Annotated in this window: 16 protein-coding genes; 7 read left to right on the plus strand and 9 right to left on the minus strand. The window is 70.7% G+C overall.

Annotated elements, in window-relative coordinates; all coding sequences use genetic code 11:
• Positions 1–38: 38 nt before the first annotated feature.
• The 3 genes from AOQ53_RS32985 to AOQ53_RS32995 form a co-directional block, all read right to left on the minus strand.
• The gene (locus AOQ53_RS32985; protein WP_059422862.1) at positions 39–1010 is read right to left on the minus strand and encodes an aldo/keto reductase; all 972 of its coding nucleotides are present in this window, start codon (positions 1008–1010) and stop codon (positions 39–41) included.
• Positions 1011–1177: 167 nt separating this feature from the next.
• On the minus strand, positions 1178–2611 hold the full coding sequence (gene argH / locus AOQ53_RS32990; RefSeq protein ID WP_059422863.1) for an argininosuccinate lyase: 1434 nt from the start codon (positions 2609–2611) through the stop codon (positions 1178–1180).
• A 94-nt stretch (positions 2612–2705) separates the two neighbouring features.
• Complete coding sequence (locus AOQ53_RS32995; protein ID WP_059422864.1) at positions 2706–3902, minus strand: argininosuccinate synthase; 1197 nt, start codon at positions 3900–3902, stop codon at positions 2706–2708.
• 218 nt (positions 3903–4120) lie between these two features.
• On the opposite strand from AOQ53_RS32995, the gene AOQ53_RS33000 reads away from it, so the two are divergent.
• The 6 genes from AOQ53_RS33000 (at position 4121) to AOQ53_RS33025 (ending at position 9874) form a co-directional block, all read left to right on the plus strand.
• Positions 4121–5029 carry a hypothetical protein gene (locus AOQ53_RS33000; protein WP_059422866.1) on the plus strand — a complete coding sequence of 303 codons (909 nt, stop codon included), beginning with the start codon at positions 4121–4123 and terminating at the stop codon, positions 5027–5029.
• A gap of 141 nt (positions 5030–5170) precedes the next feature.
• The gene (locus tag AOQ53_RS33005) at positions 5171–5758 is read left to right on the plus strand and encodes a pyridoxamine 5'-phosphate oxidase family protein (protein ID WP_059422868.1); all 588 of its coding nucleotides are present in this window, start codon (positions 5171–5173) and stop codon (positions 5756–5758) included.
• Between the two features lie 3 nt (positions 5759–5761).
• Positions 5762–6460 carry a L,D-transpeptidase family protein gene (locus tag AOQ53_RS33010; RefSeq protein WP_059422869.1) on the plus strand — a complete coding sequence of 233 codons (699 nt, stop codon included), beginning with the start codon at positions 5762–5764 and terminating at the stop codon, positions 6458–6460.
• Positions 6461–6596: 136 nt separating this feature from the next.
• Positions 6597–7979, plus strand: coding sequence for a ferredoxin reductase family protein (locus tag AOQ53_RS33015; protein ID WP_059422871.1), 1383 nt, complete (start codon positions 6597–6599; stop codon positions 7977–7979).
• 40 nt (positions 7980–8019) lie between these two features.
• Positions 8020–9078 carry an FMN-binding protein gene (locus AOQ53_RS33020; protein ID WP_059422874.1) on the plus strand — a complete coding sequence of 353 codons (1059 nt, stop codon included), beginning with the start codon at positions 8020–8022 and terminating at the stop codon, positions 9076–9078.
• Complete coding sequence (locus tag AOQ53_RS33025) at positions 9071–9874, plus strand: FAD:protein FMN transferase (RefSeq protein ID WP_236711902.1); 804 nt, start codon at positions 9071–9073, stop codon at positions 9872–9874. Before AOQ53_RS33020 ends, AOQ53_RS33025 begins: the two co-directional genes overlap by 8 nt.
• A gap of 363 nt (positions 9875–10237) precedes the next feature.
• On the opposite strand, the gene AOQ53_RS33030 is transcribed toward AOQ53_RS33025, so the two are convergent.
• The 5 genes from AOQ53_RS33030 to argC are packed head-to-tail and all read right to left on the minus strand — an operon-like array spanning position 10238 to position 15083.
• Positions 10238–10783: an arginine repressor gene (locus AOQ53_RS33030; RefSeq protein ID WP_059422875.1), complete on the minus strand. Its 546-nt coding sequence runs from the start codon at positions 10781–10783 to the stop codon at positions 10238–10240.
• 7 nt (positions 10784–10790) lie between these two features.
• Complete coding sequence (locus AOQ53_RS33035; protein ID WP_059422877.1) at positions 10791–11990, minus strand: acetylornithine transaminase; 1200 nt, start codon at positions 11988–11990, stop codon at positions 10791–10793.
• Positions 11987–12910 (minus strand): acetylglutamate kinase, encoded by a 924-nt coding sequence (gene argB, locus AOQ53_RS33040; RefSeq protein WP_059422881.1) that lies wholly within the window; start codon positions 12908–12910, stop codon positions 11987–11989. Before argB ends, AOQ53_RS33035 begins: the two co-directional genes overlap by 4 nt.
• The gene (gene argJ / locus AOQ53_RS33045; protein ID WP_059422883.1) at positions 12907–14058 is read right to left on the minus strand and encodes a bifunctional glutamate N-acetyltransferase/amino-acid acetyltransferase ArgJ; all 1152 of its coding nucleotides are present in this window, start codon (positions 14056–14058) and stop codon (positions 12907–12909) included. Before argJ ends, argB begins: the two co-directional genes overlap by 4 nt.
• Entirely contained in the window at positions 14055–15083 is a 1029-nt protein-coding gene (gene argC, locus AOQ53_RS33050; RefSeq protein ID WP_059422885.1) for an N-acetyl-gamma-glutamyl-phosphate reductase, read from the minus strand. Before argC ends, argJ begins: the two co-directional genes overlap by 4 nt.
• A 165-nt stretch (positions 15084–15248) precedes the next feature.
• Here argC and AOQ53_RS33055 point away from each other — a divergent pair, with 165 nt between their 5' ends.
• Positions 15249–15938, plus strand: coding sequence for a DUF6215 domain-containing protein (locus AOQ53_RS33055; RefSeq protein ID WP_059422887.1), 690 nt, complete (start codon positions 15249–15251; stop codon positions 15936–15938).
• A 46-nt stretch (positions 15939–15984) separates the two neighbouring features.
• On the opposite strand, the gene AOQ53_RS33060 is transcribed toward AOQ53_RS33055, so the two are convergent.
• Positions 15985–18468: an alpha-L-arabinofuranosidase C-terminal domain-containing protein gene (locus tag AOQ53_RS33060; protein WP_059422889.1), complete on the minus strand. Its 2484-nt coding sequence runs from the start codon at positions 18466–18468 to the stop codon at positions 15985–15987.
• Between the last annotated feature and the right edge of the window lie 36 nt (positions 18469–18504).

The following is an 18504-nucleotide window of genomic DNA, read 5'->3' on the forward strand; positions in this document are numbered from 1 at the left end:
GCGTGACTCACGGCTGCCGGTTCACGGAGAGGAGGTGATCAGTGCCAGGGCAACTGTCCGCGCCGCTCCCAGTACGCCTGCGGTTCCTCGACCAGGGTGGCGAGACGGGTCAGCTGCTCGTCGTCGAGGTCGACGACCGCCGCGTGCAGATTGGAGGCGAGCTGGTTGGCGGTGACCGCGCCGGAGAGGACGACGCCGGCCCAGGGCTGCCGCAGGATCACCGCCAGGGCGACGGCGTCGCAGTCCAGCCCGGTCTCTTCGGCGATCTCCTTCAGGAGGTCCGGCGCGTGCGGCCCGGCGAGCCGGCCGTTGGCCATGCCCTCCTTGACGATCACGGTGAGCCCGGCGTCGTGCGCCTCGGCGAGGGCGGGCGCGGCGGACGTCTCCAGCGCGTTGTACGTCGACTGGACGGTGCGGAAGAGGGGTTCGCCGTCGATCGTCACGGCGAGGGCGGCGCGGATCGCGTCCGCCTGGGCGGGACCGCTGGTGGAGAAACCGATGGTGAGTCCCCGGGCGGCGGCTTCCGCCAGCTTCGCGTGCAGTTCCTTGTCGGTGAGGGCCGGGCTGTCCGGGGTCACCGAGTGGATCTGGTAGAGGTCGAGCCGGTCGCCGAGCAGGGCGTCGGTCTCGGCGCGCTGCCGTTCGTAGGTGGCGAGGGTGTGGTCCTTGACCTCGTGCGTCTCGGCGTCGGTGGACCAGTCGGCGGTGTAGGTGTAGCCCCACTTGCTGCCGACGACGATGTCCGCCAGGCCGGGCCTTGCCTCGAGCCAGTCGGCGAGGAACTCCTCCGAGCGGCCGTAGGAGCGGGCGGCGTCGAAGTAGCGGACGCCTTGGGCGTAGGCGGCGTCGAGGAGTTCGTGGGTGCGGTTGCGCAGCGTCTCGACGCTGCGGTCGTCTCCGAGGTCTTCGTCTCGGCCGAGGTTGATGTAGCCGGGGCGTCCGACGGCGGCGAGGCCGAGGCCGATGTGGCACGTGGGGGTTGTTGCTGTGGCCAGGCGGGCGAAGGGCATCGGGGCTCCGTTCGGTCGGCTGTTGACGACCAACGTAACTCGCGATGACCTTCGCCTCACGGCTCTGTCCTCGGGATGTTCTGGCGGGTGCGGGTTGCATGTGGCTTGTCGCGCCCACGCGGCGGAGCCGCAGAAAGATACAGCCCCGCGCCCCTGAGGCGTTCCCCTCAGCCCTGCTTCTTGGCCAGAGCCCACTCGTGCTGGACCGCCACGTCCGCCTTCACCTCGGCCAGCTGCACTGCGACCGCGCTCGGGGCCGTGCCGCCCCGGCCGTTGCGGGAGGCCAAGGCTCCGGGGACGTTGAGGACCGAGCGGACCTCCGGGGTGAGGTGGGACGAGATCTTCGCGAACTGCTCGTCCGTCAGCTCGTCCAGTTCCTTGCCCTCGGCCTCGGCGACCTTCACGCACTCACCGGCCACCTCGTGGGCCACGCGGAACGGTACGCCCTGCTTGACCAGCCACTCGGCGATGTCCGTGGCGAGGGAGAAGCCGGCGGGGGCCAGTTCCTCCATGCGCTCGCGGTGGACGGTGAGCGTGGCCATCATGCCGGTGAAGGCGGGGAGCAGGATCTCCAGCTGGTCGATGGAGTCGAAGACCGGCTCCTTGTCCTCCTGGAGGTCGCGGTTGTACGCGAGCGGGAGGGCCTTGAGCGTGGCCAGCAGGCCCGTCAGGTTGCCGATCAGGCGGCCGGACTTGCCGCGCGCCAGCTCGGCGATGTCCGGGTTCTTCTTCTGCGGCATGATCGACGAGCCGGTCGAGAACGCGTCGTGCAGGGTCACGAAGGAGAACTCCTTCGTGTTCCAGAGGATGACCTCCTCGGCGATCCGGGAGAGGTTGACGCCGATCATCGCCGTGATGAACGCGAACTCGGCGACGAAGTCGCGGGACGCCGTGCCGTCGATGGAGTTGCCGACGGAGCCGTGCTCGAACCCGAGGTCCTTCGCCACCGCCTCCGGGTCCAGGCCCAGGGAGGAGCCCGCCAGCGCGCCCGAGCCGTAGGGCGACACCGCCGTGCGCGCGTCCCACTGGCGCAGCCGCTCCGCGTCCCGGGACAGGGACTGGACGTGGGCGAGGACGTGGTGGGCGAAGAGGACCGGCTGGGCGTGTTGGAGGTGGGTGCGGCCGGGCATCGCCACGTCCGGGTGGGCCTCGGCCAGGCCGATCAGCGCGTCCTGGAGCTCGGCGATCAGGCCGCCGAGGACCCGGGCGTGGTCGCGCAGGTACATGCGGAACAGGGTCGCGACCTGGTCGTTGCGGGAGCGGCCCGCGCGCAGCTTGCCGCCGAGGTCGGGGCCGAGCCGCTCCAGCAGGCCGCGCTCCAGGGCGGTGTGCACGTCCTCGTCGGCGATGGTGCCCACGAAGGAGCCGTCGGCGACGTCCGCCTCCAGCTGGTCGAGACCGGCGATCATCCGGGTCAGCTCGTCCTCGGTGAGCAGGCCCGCCTTGTGCAGCACGCGCGCGTGCGCACGCGAACCGGCGATGTCGTACGGCGCGAGCCGCCAGTCGAAGTGGACGGACGCGGACAGCTTGGCCAGGGCCTCGGCGGGACCGTCGGCGAAACGGCCGCCCCAGAGCCGTACGTCACCGCTGTTGCTGCTCACTTGCGTTGCTCCTAGAGAGGTATGGATGTGACGCGGACCTTTATATGCCCACGCCGGGTTCCCGTCGGGTATGCGCCTCGCCGTTCCCGTCGGGCTACGCCCGCAGGTGACGCTGCGCCGCGATCTTCGACGACAGGCTGTAGATGTCGATGAAGCCCTTGGCGGCGGACTGGTCGAAGGTGTCGCCCGTGTCGTACGTCGCCAGGTTGAAGTCGTACAGCGACTGCTCGGAGCGCCGGCCGGTGACGACCGCGCGGCCGCCGTGCAGGGTCATGCGGATGTCGCCGGTGACATGCCGGTTGGCCTCGTCGACGAAGCCGTCCAGGGCGCGCTTGAGCGGGGAGAACCACAGGCCGTCGTAGACCAGCTCGCTCCAGCGCTGCTCGACGCCCCGCTTGTAGCGGGCGAGTTCGCGCTCGACGGTGACGTTCTCCAGCTCCTGGTGTGCGGTGATCAGGGCGATGGCGCCGGGGGCCTCGTAGACCTCGCGGGACTTGATGCCGACGAGGCGGTCCTCGACCATGTCGATCCGGCCGATGCCCTGGGCGCCGGCACGCTCGTTGAGCTGCTGGACGGCCTGCAGGACGGTGACGGGCTTGCCGTCGACGGCGACCGGGGCGCCCTCCTTGAAGGAGATGACCACCTCGTCGGGCTCGCGCGGGGTGGCCGGGTTCTGCGTGTACTCGTAGATGTCCTCGATCGGCGCGTTCCAGATGTCCTCGAGGAAGCCGGTCTCGATGGCGCGGCCGAAGACGTTCTGGTCGATGGAGTACGGGGACTTCTTGGTGGTCGCGATCGGCAGGCCCTTGTCCTCGCAGAAGGCGATGGCCTTGTCGCGGGTCATGGCGTAGTCGCGGACCGGGGCGATGCACCTCAGGTCGGGGGCGAGGGCGGCGATGCCGGCCTCGAAGCGGACCTGGTCGTTGCCCTTGCCGGTGCAGCCGTGGGCGACGGTCGTGGCGCCGTGCTTCCGGGCGGCGGCGACGAGGTGCTTGACGATCACCGGCCGGGACAGCGCGGAGACCAGCGGGTAGCGGTCCATGTAGAGGGCGTTGGCCTTGATCGCCGGGAGGCAGTACTCCTCGGCGAACTCTTCCCTGGCGTCGGCCACTTCGGCCTCCACCGCGCCGCACGCGAGGGCGCGCTTGCGGATGACGTCCAGATCCTCGCCGCCCTGGCCGACGTCCACCGCGACCGCGATGACCTCGGCGCCCGTCTCCTCGGCGATCCAGCCGATGGCGACGGAGGTGTCAAGACCGCCGGAGTAGGCGAGTACGACGCGCTCGGTCACGGGTTCTTCCCCTCATACTGCAATCACTGACATGCATGATTATGCAGACCTTCGCATGAATCGTCAATGCGCCTCGGATCGAGGGCCCGATTCTGGCCATGCCGAAACGACTTTGAAGATCCTTTGAACGCGTGAAACCGCTTACCCGTACCTCTCGCCGAACGCAGGCGCCGCGTTTCGACACCGACGACACCCCCGACCCCTAGTGAGGCATCCGCATGTCCAGGGCTCTTCCGAAGTACAACAAGCGTCGCGTCGGCTTCATCGGCGGCGCCGCCGCGGTGGCGCTGTCCGGCACGGTGATCGCCGGCTTCGCCCTCGCCGGGGAGACGCCCGACAGCGGCGGGACGAACGCCCGGACGCTGGCGGGTCCCGGCACCATCACGTGCCCGGACGTCACCGGCCAGCTGCCGGACATCCCCGCCTCGGCGCAAGCGGAGGTCGACCGCAACCTCGCCCAGCTGAACACCCAGATCCAGGAGGCCAACAAGCGCCTCGTCGACACCGTCGGCCAGGGCGGGCCCAACTTCGTCCAGAACGCCATCCTCGGCCCGCTGGAGGACAAGCGCGTCGCCGCCCTGAACCGCATCGAGACCGCCATCGGGCGTGCCGCCGAGAAGCCGGAGGGCCTGGAGGCCTTCGCCGCCTGCCAGCTCAACGCCGACGGCGGCGCCGGAGCGGGCGAGGCAGCGGGTGGAGAGGCGGGCGCCGGTGAGGAGGCCGGCGCGGGTGCCGAGGCCGGCGCGGGCGGCGAAGCGGGCGCGGGCGAGGCAGCCGGTACGGGCGCCGGAGAGGACGCGGGCGCGGGTGCGGGCGAGGCGGGGAACGCCGGCGCCGGCACGATCACCTGCCCGGACGTCGCCTCCCAGCTGCCGGCCATCCCGGCCTCCGCCCAGGCCGAGGTCGACCGCAATCTCGGACAGCTGAACACCCAGATCGAGGAGGCCAACAAGCGCCTCGTCGACACCGTCGGCCAGGGCGGACCGAACTTCGTCCAGAACGCCATCCTCGGCCCGCTGGAGGACAAGCGCGTCGCCGCGATCAACCGCATCGCCACCGCCATCGGCCGCACGGCCGAGCGTCCGGCGGGTCTTGACTCCCTGGCCGCCTGCACGCTCACCAAGTGAGGTGACAGGCGCTGTGGCCGCCCCGCGTGAGCGCCGGCCGGGGCGGCCACGGGCAGGCGCCCGGGGGCGGGGTCCGGCAGAGGTGACCGGATCCCGCAATTTCTTAGGCAACCGAAAGATCTTCGCCCATAATCTTTAGACATGGGAAAGACTTATGAACGCATAGAAGGCCGGCTCCGCTCGTTCATCGAGGCGCAGCCGGTCTTCTTCACTGCCACCGCCCCCTTGTCCGCCGACGGCACGGTCAACCTCTCCCCCAAGGGCCTCAAGGGCTCCTTCGCGGTGCTCGACGACCGCACCGTGGCCTACCTCGACTTCGCCGGCTCCACCGCCGAGACCATCGCCCATCTGCGGGAGAACGGGCGGATCACCCTGATGTGGTGCGCCTTCCAGGGCCCGCCGAACATCGTCCGTGTGCACGGCCGGGGAGAGCCGGTCTTCCGCGACGACCCCCGTTTCGGGGAACTCCTCGGCCACTTCCCGGACATCGACCCGGCACAGCACGGGCTGCGCGCGATCATCGTCGTCACGGCCGAACTCGTCCGCGACAGCTGCGGCTACGCCGTGCCCTTCATGGCGTACGAGGCGGACCGCGACCTGCACGGCAAGCGTTTCGCCCGCGAGGACGACGCGTCGCTCAGCGCCTACTTCACCAAGAAGGAGCACATCGCGACGAGCCTGGACGGACTACCCGGGCTGCCGTTGCCGCTGCCTCCCTCTACCGTCTGAGGCATGCGCCCCGGTGCCGTCGCCCTCGCCGTCTCCTCCCTCGTCGTGCTCGGCGCCGGGCCGCCCGCCCCCTCGCCTGCGCTGCCGGCCCGGATGACGGACACCGGCGGTGGCACCCAGCTGATCACTGCGGTCGCCCCGCGGACGGCCTCGACGACGGGCACGGTCACCTGGTGGGACCTCAGGGACGGGCGGTGGGTGAAGACGGGTTCCGCGCCCGCGCGCTTCGGAGCGAACGGGCTGGTCGAGGGCGCGTTGCGCAAGCAGGGCACGAACACGACACCCACGGGTCTGTACGGCCTGCCGTACGCCTTCGGCATCAAGGCGGCGCCGCGCGGGACGTCGTACAAGTACCGCCGGGTGCACCGGGGCTCCTGGTGGTGCCAGGACAACGACTCCCGCTCCTACAACCGCTGGACCGAGCCCCGCGCGGCCGACTGCCGGGCCGCCGAGTCCGAGCACCTGATCACCTACGGCGAGCGGTACGCACACGCGCTCGTCATCGGCTTCAACTACGAACGTCCCGTGCGGGGACGGGGCGCGGGCATCTTCCTGCATGTCAACGGGCGTGGGGCGACGGCCGGTTGCGTGTCCGTGCCGAAGCGCGCCATGCGGACGATCCTCCGCTGGGCCGACCCGGCGAAGCGCCCTCACATCGCCGTCGGGACGGCGAGCGGGACCACCGCCGTCACCCGCTACTAGGGCCGGGAGGCCGCCCCGGAACCTGTCCGGGTTACCGCCGGTCACTTCCGTACGCACACGACTCGGTGCACGGCTGAACACTCCCGTGCCCCGGCACGTATCTGTGGGCCAAGGGTCAAGTCCCCACGGAGGAACCGTGACCACCACGCTCGCAGGCGGCCGTGCCGCCCGCCGCCAGACGATGCGCCGCATCCGCCCGCGCCGCTCCCCGGCCGTCCCGCTGCTGATCGCCCTGTGGGCCGGTGCGGCGGCCGTGCTGTGGCTGTGGTGGGACAACACACCGTCCCTCGCGGACACCTCGGCCAAGATCCTGGCCGCGGGCCGGATCACCGGCCTGCTCGCCGGCTACCTCATGGCGCTGGTGGTGCTCCAGATGGCCCGGGTGCCCGCGCTGGAGCGGCGGGTGGGCACCGACCGGGTCGCCCGCTGGCACGCCATGACCGGCCGGTACACGCTCTGCCTGGTCCTCGCCCACGTCTTCCTCACCATGTGGGGCTACGCCCTCCAGGCGGGCAAGGGGCTCGGCGCGGTCGTCCAGCAGACGATCGACTCCGTCAACCAGCTGCCGGACATGGGCAAGGCCGCCATCGGCACGGGCCTGCTGTTCGTCATCGGGATCCTCTCGATCGGCGGCGTCCGCCGGCTGATCGGGTACGACACCTGGTACCACGTGCACCTGCTCACCTACGCGGCGGTGTACCTGACGTTCTGGCACCAGATCACGACCGGCAACGAGTTCGCCGTCGAGCCCGCCGCCAAGACCTTCTGGTACGGGCTGTACGGCGCGGTGACCGCGCTCGTCCTCTGGTACCGGATCCTCACCCCGGTCCGGCTGAACCTGCGGCACCGGATGCGGGTCGAGGCGGTCATCGAGGAGACCCCGGGCATCGTGTCCGTGCTGATCGGCGGGCGCAAGCTGCACCGGATGGGCGCGGAGGCGGGCCAGTTCTTCCGCTGGCGGTTCAAGGCGCCCGGCATGCGCTTCAGTTCGCACCCGTACTCCCTGTCGGCGGCGCCCCGCCCGGACATGCTGCGGATCACCGTCAAGGCGATCGGTGACCACACCTCCCGGCTGCGCGAGCTGAAGCCCGGCACCAAGGTGTGGGCGGAGGGCCCGTACGGCGCGATGACCGCGCAGCGCCGCAGCCGCGGCAAGGTACTGCTGGTCGCGGGCGGTGTCGGCATCACCCCGATGCGGGCTCTGTTCGAGACTCTGCCGGGCGCCTCCGGCGACATCACGCTGCTCTACCGGGCCAACAGCACCCAGGACCTGGCCCTGTGGAGCGAGCTCGCCAAGATCGCCGACGAGCGCGGGGCCAGGCTGATGTACGCGGTCAACAGCCCCGACGGGGAACGCCCCGACATCTCCGCGGAGTCACTCCAGCGGAAAATCCCGGACATCGGCGACCACGACGTCTTCATGTGCGGGCCACCCGGCTTCGCGCAGTCGGTGTACGAGGCACTGCGCGGCGCGGGAGTCCCCGCCCGCCGTATCCATCACGAGTCGTTCGAGATGTGAGCGACGGGACATCAACGGCCCTTCAGGAGCTTGAGAAACGATGAGGAAGTCTCACCCCGTCCGGCGTGCCGTGCTCGCCGGCGCAGCCACCGTCTCCGGGATCGTGCTGCTGCTGTCACTGAAGCCGGCCTCCGACCCGGGCTCCGCCCAGGCCGCGGGCGGTCAGTTCCCGCCCGCGGCCGCCGGGCAGGCCCCGCAGGGCGGTGTGAACGGCGCGGTCACCGGTGACGCGGCGCAGACGCAGTACGGCGCGGTGCAGGTGCGCCTGACCATGAGCGGCGGCAAGATCACTCAGGCCGAGGCCGTCCAGGCCCCCAAGGGCGGCCGCAGCGACCAGATCACCGCCAGCTCCGTGCCCCGCCTCAACCAGGCGGCGGTCGCCGCCCAGAGCGCGGACATCGACGCCGTGTCCGGGGCGACGTACACCAGCGCCGGCTACAAGAAGTCCCTCCAGTCCGCCCTGGACAAGGCCAAGGCCTCGGCCGGCGGCGCGCAGGGCTCGGGCAACGCCCAGACCGTGACCGGCGATGTCGCGCAGACGCAGTACGGCCCGGTCCAGGTCCGCATCACCGTCGCCGGCGGGAAGATCACCAAGGCCGAAGCCGTCCAGGCCCCCAAGGGCGGCCGCAGCGACCAGATCACCTCCGCCTCCGTCCCCCGCCTCAACCAGGCAGCCGTCGCGGCGGGGAGCGCGGAGATCGACGCGGTCTCGGGCGCCACCTACACCAGCGCCGGCTACAAAAAGTCCCTCCAGTCCGCCCTGGACAAGGCTCCGGCAGGGGGCGGTTCCTCCCAGGCCGCCGGCTCCGGGGGCGGCCAGGCCCAGACCCGGACGCTCACCGGCAGCGTGGCGCAGACGCAGTACGGCCCGGTCCAGGTCCGCATCACCGTCGCCGGCGGGAAGATCACCAAGGCCGAAGCCGTCCAGGCCCCCAAGGGCGGCCGCAGCGACCAGATCACCTCCGCCTCCGTCCCCCGCCTCAACCAGGCAGCGGTCGCGGCCGGAAACGCGCAGATCGACGCCGTCTCCGGGGCCACCTACACCAGCGCCGGCTACAAGCAGTCCCTCCAGTCGGCTCTGGACCAGGCCGGTGGCTGACACGGTGGCCGACTCCGCACCGGCTCCCGCCGCGGTACGTCATGCGGAGGAGACGATGGGGACCGTCTTCTCCTTCGACGTCCGCGGCGGGGAACCCGGCGCCGTGCGCGCGGCGGTGGACGAGGCCGTCGCCGGGCTGCACCGGGTCGACGAGGTGTTCAGCACCTACCGCGAGGACAGCCAGGTCTCCCGGCTGCAACGCGGTCGGCTGACGGTCGAGGAGTGCGATCCCGAGGTCGCCGAGGTCCTGGAGCTGGCGGCCGAGGCGGAGCGGCTGAGCGACGGCTGGTTCAGCACGTCGTACGGGGGCCGCCTCGATCCGACCGGCATCGTGAAGGGCTGGGCGGTCGAACGGGCGGCGCGGCAGCTGGCTGCGGTGCCCGGAGTGAGCGGGGTCAGCGTCAACGGCGGCGGTGATGTGCAGCTGCTCGGGGTTCCGGGGGCGCAGCGGCCGTGGCGGGTCGGGATCTCGGATCCCCTGCGGCCGGGGGGTCTCGCGGCGGTGATCTCCGCGGCCGGGGTGGACGAACTGGCCGTGGCCACGTCCGGGACCGCCGAGCGGGGCGCGCATATCGTCGACCCGCGTACGGGGCGTTCGGCCGTGACCGACCTGGTCGCCGTGACGGTGGTGGGGCCTCGGCTGACATGGGCGGACTGCTGGGCCACGGCGGCGTTCGCGATGGGGTCGCGGGAGGGGCTGGCGTGGTTGGAGTCGCTGCCGGGTGTTGAGGCGCTGTTGATTACGGCTGGCGATGAGGTGCGTTGTACTGGGGGGTTGGCTGCGCGGCTGGGGTGAGTGGGGGCGGAGGCCGGGACGTGCCGCTCACCCGCGCTGGCGGGGTGCCGCTGCGCCCACCCGTTCCGCCCTCAGCGGCACGATTGCCCGCAGCCAGTGCCCCGGCAGGCAATGTTCGCCCGTCAAGGAGCGGCGCCCGGTGCGTGCTCTGGGGGTACCCCCTGCTCGAAGAGCTTGGGGGAGTGCCGGCCGGAAGCCCTCGTACTGGATGTACTCGGGCTTTCGGCCGGTGCGGCGAGAGGACGTGCCGGGCCTCCGACGGGGCGAACGTCGCCTGCCGGGGCACTAGGCAGGGGCGCGGGGAACTGCGCGACCAGCCACAGCTCACCCGCGCACGACCACCCCCGGCCACCTCTACGGCGCTCAGTGCCCGTTCTGCGCCAGCCTCAGCAAATGGTCGGCCAGCGCCTGCCCCCCGTCAGGATTCCGGCTGATCAACAGCAGCGTGTCGTCACCGGCGATCGTCCCCAGAATGTCGTGCAGCTCGGCCTGATCGATCGCCGACGCCAGGAACTGTGCGGCCCCCGGAGGAGTCCGCAGGACCACGAGGTTCGCCGAGGCCTCCGCGGAGATCAGCAGCTCCTGCGAGAGCCGCCGCATCCGCTCCTCCTTGGCCGACCCGCCCAGCGGAGCGCGCGGCGTGCGGAAACCGCCCTCGCTCGGCACCGCGTAGATCAGGTCGCCGTCGGAGTTGCGGATCTTCACCGCGTTCAGCTCGTCCAGGTCCCGGGAGAGCGTCGCCTGCGTGACGCTCAGCCCGTCGTCGGCGAGCAGCTTCGCCAGCTGGCTCTGCGACCGCACGGGCTGCCGGTTGAGGATGTCCACGATCCGGCGGTGGCGTGCGGTGCGGGTCTGCGGCACGGCGGGCCCGTTCGCCCCCGGCTGCTCGTGGTCCTGCGCCTGGCTCATCGTCGTCTCATTCCCCGGATCGTCCGTCCCCGTCGGCTGCTGCGTCGAGGACGCCGGGCAGTACCCGGAGGAAGGCGTCCACCTCGTCGTCGCCGATGTTCAGCGGCGGCATGAGCCGTACGACATCGGGAGCGGGCGCGTTCACCAGGAGGCCGGCGTCCTGAGCCGCCTGCTGCACCTGGGGCGCGAGCGGCTCGGTGAGCACGATACCCAGGAGGAGACCCGCGCCCCGGACGAAATCGATCAACTCGTGACCGAGGCCCTCGATCCCGTCCCGCAACTTCTCGCTCTGCCGCTTGACGTTCTGCAGCAACCCCTCGTTCTCGATGGTGTCGAGGACGGCGAGCCCGGCGGCGCAGGCGACGGGGTTGCCGCCGAAGGTCGTGCCGTGGTGGCCGGGCTGGAGCAGCTCGGCGGCGCGTCCGAAGGCGACGGTCGCGCCGAGCGGCAGTCCGCCGCCGAGGCCCTTGGCGAGGGTGACGACGTCGGGGAGCACGCCTTCGTGAGCCTGGTACTCGAACCAGTGGCCGGTCCGGCCGACGCCGGTCTGCACCTCGTCGAGGACGAGCAGCGCGCCGGTGGCGGCGGTGATGGCCCGGGCCGCCTTGAGGTAGCCGGCGGGCGGGACCACGACTCCGTTCTCGCCCTGGACCGGCTCGATCACGACGAGGGCCGTCTCGTCCGTCACCGCGGCGGCCAGCGCCTGCGCGTCGCCGTACGGGACGTGCGTGACGTCGCCGGGCAGGGGCAGGAAGGGTTCCCGCTTGCCGGGCTGGCCGGTGAGCGCGAGGGCGCCCATGGTGCGGCCGTGGAAGCCGCCCTGGGTCGCGACCATGTGGGTCCGCCCGGTGAGCCGGCCGATCTTGAAAGCGCCCTCGTTCGCCTCGGCGCCGGAGTTGCAGAAGTAGACCTTGCCGTCGCGGCCGAAGAGCTGGAGCAGCCGTTCGGCGAGCACGACCGGCGGCTCGGCGACGAACAGGTTGGAGACATGGCCGAGGGAGGCGATCTGCCGGCTCACGGCCTCGACGACGGCCGGGTGGGCGTGGCCGAGCGCGTTGACCGCGATGCCGCCGACGAAGTCGAGGTACTGCTTGCCGTCGGCGTCCCAGAGCTTGGTGCCCTCACCGCGGACGAGCGGGAGCCTCGGGGTGCCGTAGTTGTTCATGAGCGCGCCCTGCCACCGCGCGGTCAGTTCCTGGTTGCTCACGACTCCCCCTGTCCGCCCGGTCCCTCGGGCTTCTCGTCGGCCACGACCATCGTGCCGATCCCCTCGTCGGTGAAGATCTCCAGCAGGATCGAGTGCTGGACCCGGCCGTCGATGACCCGGGCGGTGGTGACGCCGCCCCGTACGGCGTGCAGGCAGCCCTCCATCTTCGGCACCATGCCGGAGGACAGGTCCGGCAGCAGCCGCTCCAGCTCCGAGGCGGTGAGGCGGCTGATCACCTCGTCGCTGTTCGGCCAGTCCTCGTAGAGTCCCTCGACGTCCGTGAGAACCATGAGGGTTTCGGCGCCCAGTGCAGCAGCGAGTGCCGCAGCCGCCGTATCAGCATTGACGTTGTAGACATGTCCGTCGTCCTGGGAGCGGGCGATCGAGGAGACGACCGGGATGCGGCCGTCGGCGAGCAGGGCCTCGATCGCGCCGGTGTCGATGGCGGTGATCTCGCCGACCCGCCCGATGTCGACCAGTTCGCCGTCGATCTCGGGCTGGTGCTTGGTGGCGGTGATGGTGTGCGCGTCCTCGCCCGTCAGGCCGACGGCGAGGGGGCCGTGCTGGTTGAGCAGCCCGACCAGCTCGCGCTGCACCTGGCCGGCCAGCACCATCCGTACGACGTCCATGGCGTCCTCGGTGGTCACCCTGAGGCCGGCCTTGAACTCGCTGACGATGCCGTGCTGGTCGAGGGCGGCGCTGATCTGCGGGCCGCCGCCGTGCACGACGACGGGCTTGAGGCCGGCGTGGTGCAGGAACACCACGTCCTGGGCGAAGGCGGCCTTGAGGTCCTCGTCGACCATGGCGTTGCCGCCGAACTTGATGACGACCGTCTTGCCGTTGTGGCGGACCAGCCACGGCAGCGCCTCGATGAGGATCTGGGCCTTGGGCAGCGCGGTGTGTTTGCGGGTGGTGCTCATGACGAATACGCGCTGTTCTCGTGGACGTAGTCCGCGGTGAGGTCGTTGGTCCAGATGGTGGCGGTCTCGGACCCGGCGGCGAGGTCGGCCACGATGTGCACCTCGCGGTAGCGCATGTCGACCTTGTCGCGGTCCTCGCCGACACCGCCGTTCTTGCAGACCCAGACGCCGTTGATGGCGACGTTCAGCTGGTCGGGCTCGAAGGCGGCCTTCGTCGTGCCGATCGCGGAGAGCACGCGGCCCCAGTTGGGGTCCTCACCGTGGATCGCGCACTTGAGGAGGTTGTTGCGGGCGATGGAGCGGCCCACCTCGACGGCGTCGTCCTCGGTCGCGGCGTTGATCACCTCGACCCTGATGTCCTTGCTGGCTCCCTCGGCGTCCCGGATCAGCTGCTGCCCGAGGTCGTCGCAGACCTGCCGGACGGCCTCGGCGAACTCGTCGTACTCCGGGGTGACTTCGGCCGAGCCGGAGGCGAGCAGCAGCACGGTGTCGTTGGTGGACATGCAGCCGTCGGAGTCGACCCGGTCGAAGGTCGTACGGGTGGCCGCCCGCAGGGCCTTGTCGAGTACGTCGTTGTCCAGGGCCGCGTCGGTGGTGAGGACGACGAGCATGGTGGCGAGGCCGGGAGCGAGCATGCCCGCGCCCTTGGCCATGCCGCCGACGGTCCAGCCGTCCTTGGTCACGACGGACGTCTTGTGGACGGTGTCGGTGGTCTTGATGGCGATGGCGGCCTTCTCACCGCCGTGCTCGGAGAGCTGGGCGGCGGCCGTCTCGACGCCCGGCAGCAGCTTGTCCATCGGCAGGAGCACGCCGATGAGGCCGGTCGAGCAGACGGCGACCTCGATGGCGCCCCGCCCGAGGACCTCGGCGACCTTCTCGGCCGTCGCGTGGGTGTCCTGGAAGCCCTTCGGACCCGTGCAGGCGTTGGCACCGCCGGAGTTGAGGACGACGGCGGAGACCTGACCGCTCTTGAGCACCTGCTCGGACCACAGGACCGGGGCGGCCTTCACACGGTTGGAGGTGAAGACGCCGGCGGCGGCGCGGCGGGGCCCGGTGTTGACCACGAGGGCCAGGTCGGGGTTGCCGTTCTCCTTGATCCCGGCGGCGATACCCGCCGCCGTGAATCCCTTCGCTGCCGTCACACTCACGGCGCAACTCCGATCGTCGTCAGTCCGGTGGTCTCGTCGAGCCCCAGGGCGATGTTCATGCTCTGGACGGCACCGCCGGCGGTGCCCTTGGTGAGGTTGTCGATGGCGCTGATCACGATGATCCGTCCGGCGGACGCGTCGTACGCGACCTGCACCTGAACGGCGTTCGAACCGTAGACGGACGCCGTGGCGGGCCACTGTCCCTCGGGCAGCAGGTGCACGAAGGGCTCGTCGGCGAAGGCCTTCTCGTAGGCGGCGCGCAGGGACTCGGCGGTGACGCCGTCCGTCGCCTTCGCGCTGCACGTGGCGAGGATGCCGCGGGGCATCGGCGCGAGGGTCGGCGTGAAGGAGACGGAGACCGGCTCGCCGGCGGCCGCGCTGAGGTTCTGGGTGATCTCGGGGGTGTGCCGGTGCCCGCCGCCGACGCCGTACGGGGACATCGAGCCCATGACCTCGCTGCCCAGCAGGTGCGGCTTGGGCGCCTTGCCCGCGCCGGAGGTGCCGGACGCGGCGACGATCACGGCCTCGGGCTGGGCGAGCCCGGCGGCGTAGGCCGGGACGAGCGCCAGCGACACGGCCGTGGGGTAGCAGCCGGGCACCGCGACGCGCTTGGACCCCTCCAGCGCGGCGCGGGCGCCCGGCAGTTCGGGAAGGCCGTAGGGCCAGGTTCCGGCGTGCGCGGAGCCGTAGAACTTCTCCCAGGCGGCGGCGTCCGTCAGCCGGAAGTCGGCGCCCATGTCGATCACCAGCACGTCCGGCCCGAGCCGCTCGGCGACGGCGGCGGACTGCCCGTGGGGCAGTGCGAGAAACACGACGTCGTGGCCGTCGAGGACCTCGGGGGTGGTCTCCTGGAGCACTCGTCCGGCCAGGGGCAGCAGGTGCGGCTGGAGCGCACCGAGCTTCTGCCCCGCGTTGGAGTTGCCGGTCAGGGCGCCGATCTCGACCTCGGGATGCGCCAGGAGCAGACGCAGCAGTTCCCCGCCCGCGTATCCACTCGCTCCGGCCACCGCCGCACGTACCGCCATGGAACCTCCTCCTTAGAGGGCATGACTATACGTTTCACCGCAGGTTTATGCAATCTCATCCTCGAGCGGGCCTGGCGCGCCCCCAGGAAACCGGCTTTGTCCGGAACATGATCACAGGTTAGGGTCCCCCGTCGCGTATACAGGGGATCACAGCAGGTGGGGGACATGGCCGAAGAAGTCGGCGGGCACGTCAAAGGTCCGAACGCATGGAGACAGGCCTTCGCGGCCATAGCGCTGGCCGGGGCACTCGGTGGCGCTCTGTGGGCGTCCGAGGAGCTGTCCGGAAACGGTAGTGGCCCGCCGCCCGCCACCTGCTCCGACGAGGACGCCGGGAAGGCCGCGGGGCGAGTGACCGGGAAGCAGCTGTGCGAGGCACTGCACCGCCCCGACCTCGCCGCTCTGCTCGGCACGCCGACGGAGATCGCGAAGGCCGCCAGCGGCGGCGACAGCTCGTTCAAGCCCGCCGGTGGCAAGGAGATCGCCACACCCTCGGCGCAGGTCGAGTTCGACACCTACACCGTGACGCTGTCGGCGACCTACGACGGTCTCCCGGTCGCCGGGTCCCACACGTTGCTGGGGGACGGCGCCGAGCAGCGGAAGGTGCTGGACCGGCCGGCCGTCCTCTACTCGGACCGCACCATCAGCATCAGGTTCCGCCTCGACGGGAGCGACAGCGAGACCGGCCCCGGTGTCCCGGCCCGGGTCCTCACCGTGGCGCAGGACGCGAAGGACAGCGGCGGTTCGCTCGATGTGACGCTGTGGCGCGCGGACGGAGCGGTGCCGGACGACGCCGTCCTGCTGCGCGTCGCGGAGAAGGTGCTGCCGACGGTCCCGGGATGGACCGCCGGCCGGTGACGGCCGTGGGCCGCCGTCCCGGGGACGACGGCCCACGAGGGACCCGCTACCTCTGCTTGATCCGCAGGAAGGTGACGGAGTTCGCCGGGAAGGTGTAGGTGAACTTTCCGGCCACGCCACGGAAGGTGGACGTCACCGGCGTCACCGGCGTGTCCGTCTCCGTGTTGACGGCGTCCTCCTCGGCGGCCAGCGTGGTCACGCGGGCCGTGGAGGCGACCTTCGCGCCACCCAGGTCGACGGCCGTGCGAGCCTCGGCGGACTGGGCGTTGACGACCTTGACGATCAGGTCACCGGTCTTGGCATCCTTGGTGACGACCTGGCGGAACGGCTCGGCCGGCTTGTCGTCCTTGAAGCTGCCCCACTCCTTGCCGTCCAGGAACAGGGTGACCTGGCGGCCGCGCACCTTGATGTCGATGTCGTAGGCGCGGCCCGTCTCGATCGACCCGGCCTTCGTCATCAGCGTGCCCTTGCCGCCGTCGACAGCCTGCTCGATCGCGGACTGGGTGTTGTTCCAGCCGCCCAGGTTCCACCAGTAGTAGTTGCCGGTGTCCTTGACGCCGAAGGCGACGAGGAAGCCCTCCTTGCCGGACTTCTTGGTGGCCTTCACATGCAGGTCGTAGTCCTTCCAGGCCGGGTCGCCCGCCGTGACCAAGGTGTTCTCGGTGGCGGTGTCGGTCTGGACGTACTGCCCGTCCTGGATGCTCCAGCTGCCACGGCCGCTGGTGGTCCACTTCGAGGCGTCACCGGAGAAGTCGTCGCTCATCAGGGTCGAGCCGTCAGCGGCGGTGACCTTGACGTCGTCGTACGCGGCGCTGGTCGCCCACGTGGACAGGCCGACGGCACCCGTGATCGGGCCGCTGACGTCCGGCGTGCCGGTCGCCTTCGACGGAACCACGCGGTCGCCGACGTTGGTCATGAACAGCTTCTGGACCTCGTAGTTGGCCGAGTTCCAGGAGGCCCGGTTGTTGAACCAGATCATGTCCGGCCGCCACTGGACGTAGTCCTCGTTGGCGAGCAGGGGGGCGTAGGAGGCCAGCTTGACGATGTCCGCGTTGCGCTCCAGACCGGTCATGAAGGCGGCCTCGGACAGGCCGTTCTTCCAGGCGTTGCCCTGGGAGGCGTACTCGCCGAGGAAGACCTTGGGGCCCTTGCGGTCGTAGGAGTCGTAGCGGTCGTTGTTCTGCAGGAACCAGTTCGGGCTGTTGTAGTAGTGCTCGTCGACCATGTCGACCTTGCCCTCGCGGTTGAGCTGCCAGGCCGTGTCGAAGGTCGTGCCGGCGTCGTCCGGGCCCGAGTTGGAGATGACGGTGATGTCCGGGTACTTGGCCTTGATGGCCGCCCGGAACTGCTCGAAGCGGGCGAAGAACTCCTTGGGGAGGTTCTCCTCGTTGCCGACCCCGAGGTGGGTCAGGTGGAAGGGCTTGGGGTGGCCCATCTGCGCCCGCACCTTGCCCCACTTGGAGGTCGCCGGGCCGTTGGCGAACTCGATGAGGTCGAGGGTGTCCTGGATGTGCCGCTTGAGCAGGGCGTCGTCGTCGGTGGCCTTGTTCTGGCCGCAGCCGGTCACCAGGGCCGGGACGACGGGCAGCGGCATGGCGCCGATGTCCTCGGAGAAGCGGAAGTACTCGTAGTAGCCGAGGCCGTAGCTCTGGTTGTAGCCCCAGAAGTTGGCGTTGGTGGCGCGCTCCTCTACGGGCCCGATGGTGTCCTTCCACTGGTAGCTGCGCTTGCGCTGCCAGTTCGAGGCCTCGCTGTAGTCCTCCATGGAGCCGGTGTTGACCAGGCAGCCGCCGGGGAAGCGGACGAAGCCGGGCTTCAGGGCGGCGATCTTCTCGGCGAGGTCCTTGCGCAGGCCGTTCGGCTGGTTCTTGTAGGTGTCGCGCGGGAAGAGCGATATCTCGTCGAGCGCGGCGGCGTTCACCGAGGCGACGGCGAGACGGCCGCGGTTGCTGGTGCGGGTCGCGGTGAAGGTGGCCTTGTACTTGGCCCAGCCGCCCTTGACGGCCACCTGCCGGGCGGTCGCCAGCGTGCCCGCCGTGTCCTTGAGGGAGACGGTGAGCGTGCTGCCGCCCTCGGCGCGGGCCCACACGGAGAAGTCGTACTTCTTGCCCTGCTCGACCCGGATGCCGGTGTTGTAGCCGGCGTTCGTCACGGAGGAACCGGCGCCCAGGGAGAGGTAGTTGCGGTTGCGCTCGTTGAGGCGGCCCGAGTCGTTCACGACCTCGGCCGTGCCGCCGACCGCCCACGAGGTCAGGGGCGTGTAGGAGCCGTTGTCGGCGGTGGAGTACTCGAAGGAGCGGTTCTGCACGAGCTCGGCGTACAGACCGCCGTCGGCGGCCCGGTTGATGTCCTCGAAGAAGACGCCGTACATCGTGTCGTCGATCGCCGCGCCCTTGGCGGACGGGTCGACGGTGATCGCGTAGTCGGGGACGTCCTCGGCGTGCGCGGGGGCCGGTACGAGGGCTGCTGCCGTCAGGAGCGCGGTGGTCGTGAGACCGACTCTCCATCGGGTGCGGGCGGTGCGTGGCATGGATACTCCGCGGCTCTCTTGTAGAGGAGTGTTCGA

This window comes from Streptomyces azureus, from assembly GCF_001270025.1.
In the GTDB taxonomy this organism is placed as follows: domain Bacteria; phylum Actinomycetota; class Actinomycetes; order Streptomycetales; family Streptomycetaceae; genus Streptomyces; species Streptomyces azureus.

Coding starts and splice junctions, on each gene's coding strand:
- AOQ53_RS32985 (WP_059422862.1), bottom strand. CDS start 1,010: ATGCCCTTCGCCCGCCTGGCCACAGCAACAACCCCCACGTGCCACATC.
- AOQ53_RS33000 (WP_059422866.1), top strand. CDS start 4,121: ATGTCCAGGGCTCTTCCGAAGTACAACAAGCGTCGCGTCGGCTTCATC.
- AOQ53_RS33005 (WP_059422868.1), top strand. CDS start 5,171: ATGGGAAAGACTTATGAACGCATAGAAGGCCGGCTCCGCTCGTTCATC.
- AOQ53_RS33010 (WP_059422869.1), top strand. CDS start 5,762: ATGCGCCCCGGTGCCGTCGCCCTCGCCGTCTCCTCCCTCGTCGTGCTC.
- AOQ53_RS33020 (WP_059422874.1), top strand. CDS start 8,020: ATGAGGAAGTCTCACCCCGTCCGGCGTGCCGTGCTCGCCGGCGCAGCC.
- AOQ53_RS33030 (WP_059422875.1), bottom strand. CDS start 10,783: ATGAGCCAGGCGCAGGACCACGAGCAGCCGGGGGCGAACGGGCCCGCC.
- argB (WP_059422881.1), bottom strand. CDS start 12,910: ATGAGCACCACCCGCAAACACACCGCGCTGCCCAAGGCCCAGATCCTC.
- argC (WP_059422885.1), bottom strand. CDS start 15,083: ATGGCGGTACGTGCGGCGGTGGCCGGAGCGAGTGGATACGCGGGCGGG.
- AOQ53_RS33055 (WP_059422887.1), top strand. CDS start 15,249: ATGGCCGAAGAAGTCGGCGGGCACGTCAAAGGTCCGAACGCATGGAGA.
- AOQ53_RS33060 (WP_059422889.1), bottom strand. CDS start 18,468: ATGCCACGCACCGCCCGCACCCGATGGAGAGTCGGTCTCACGACCACC.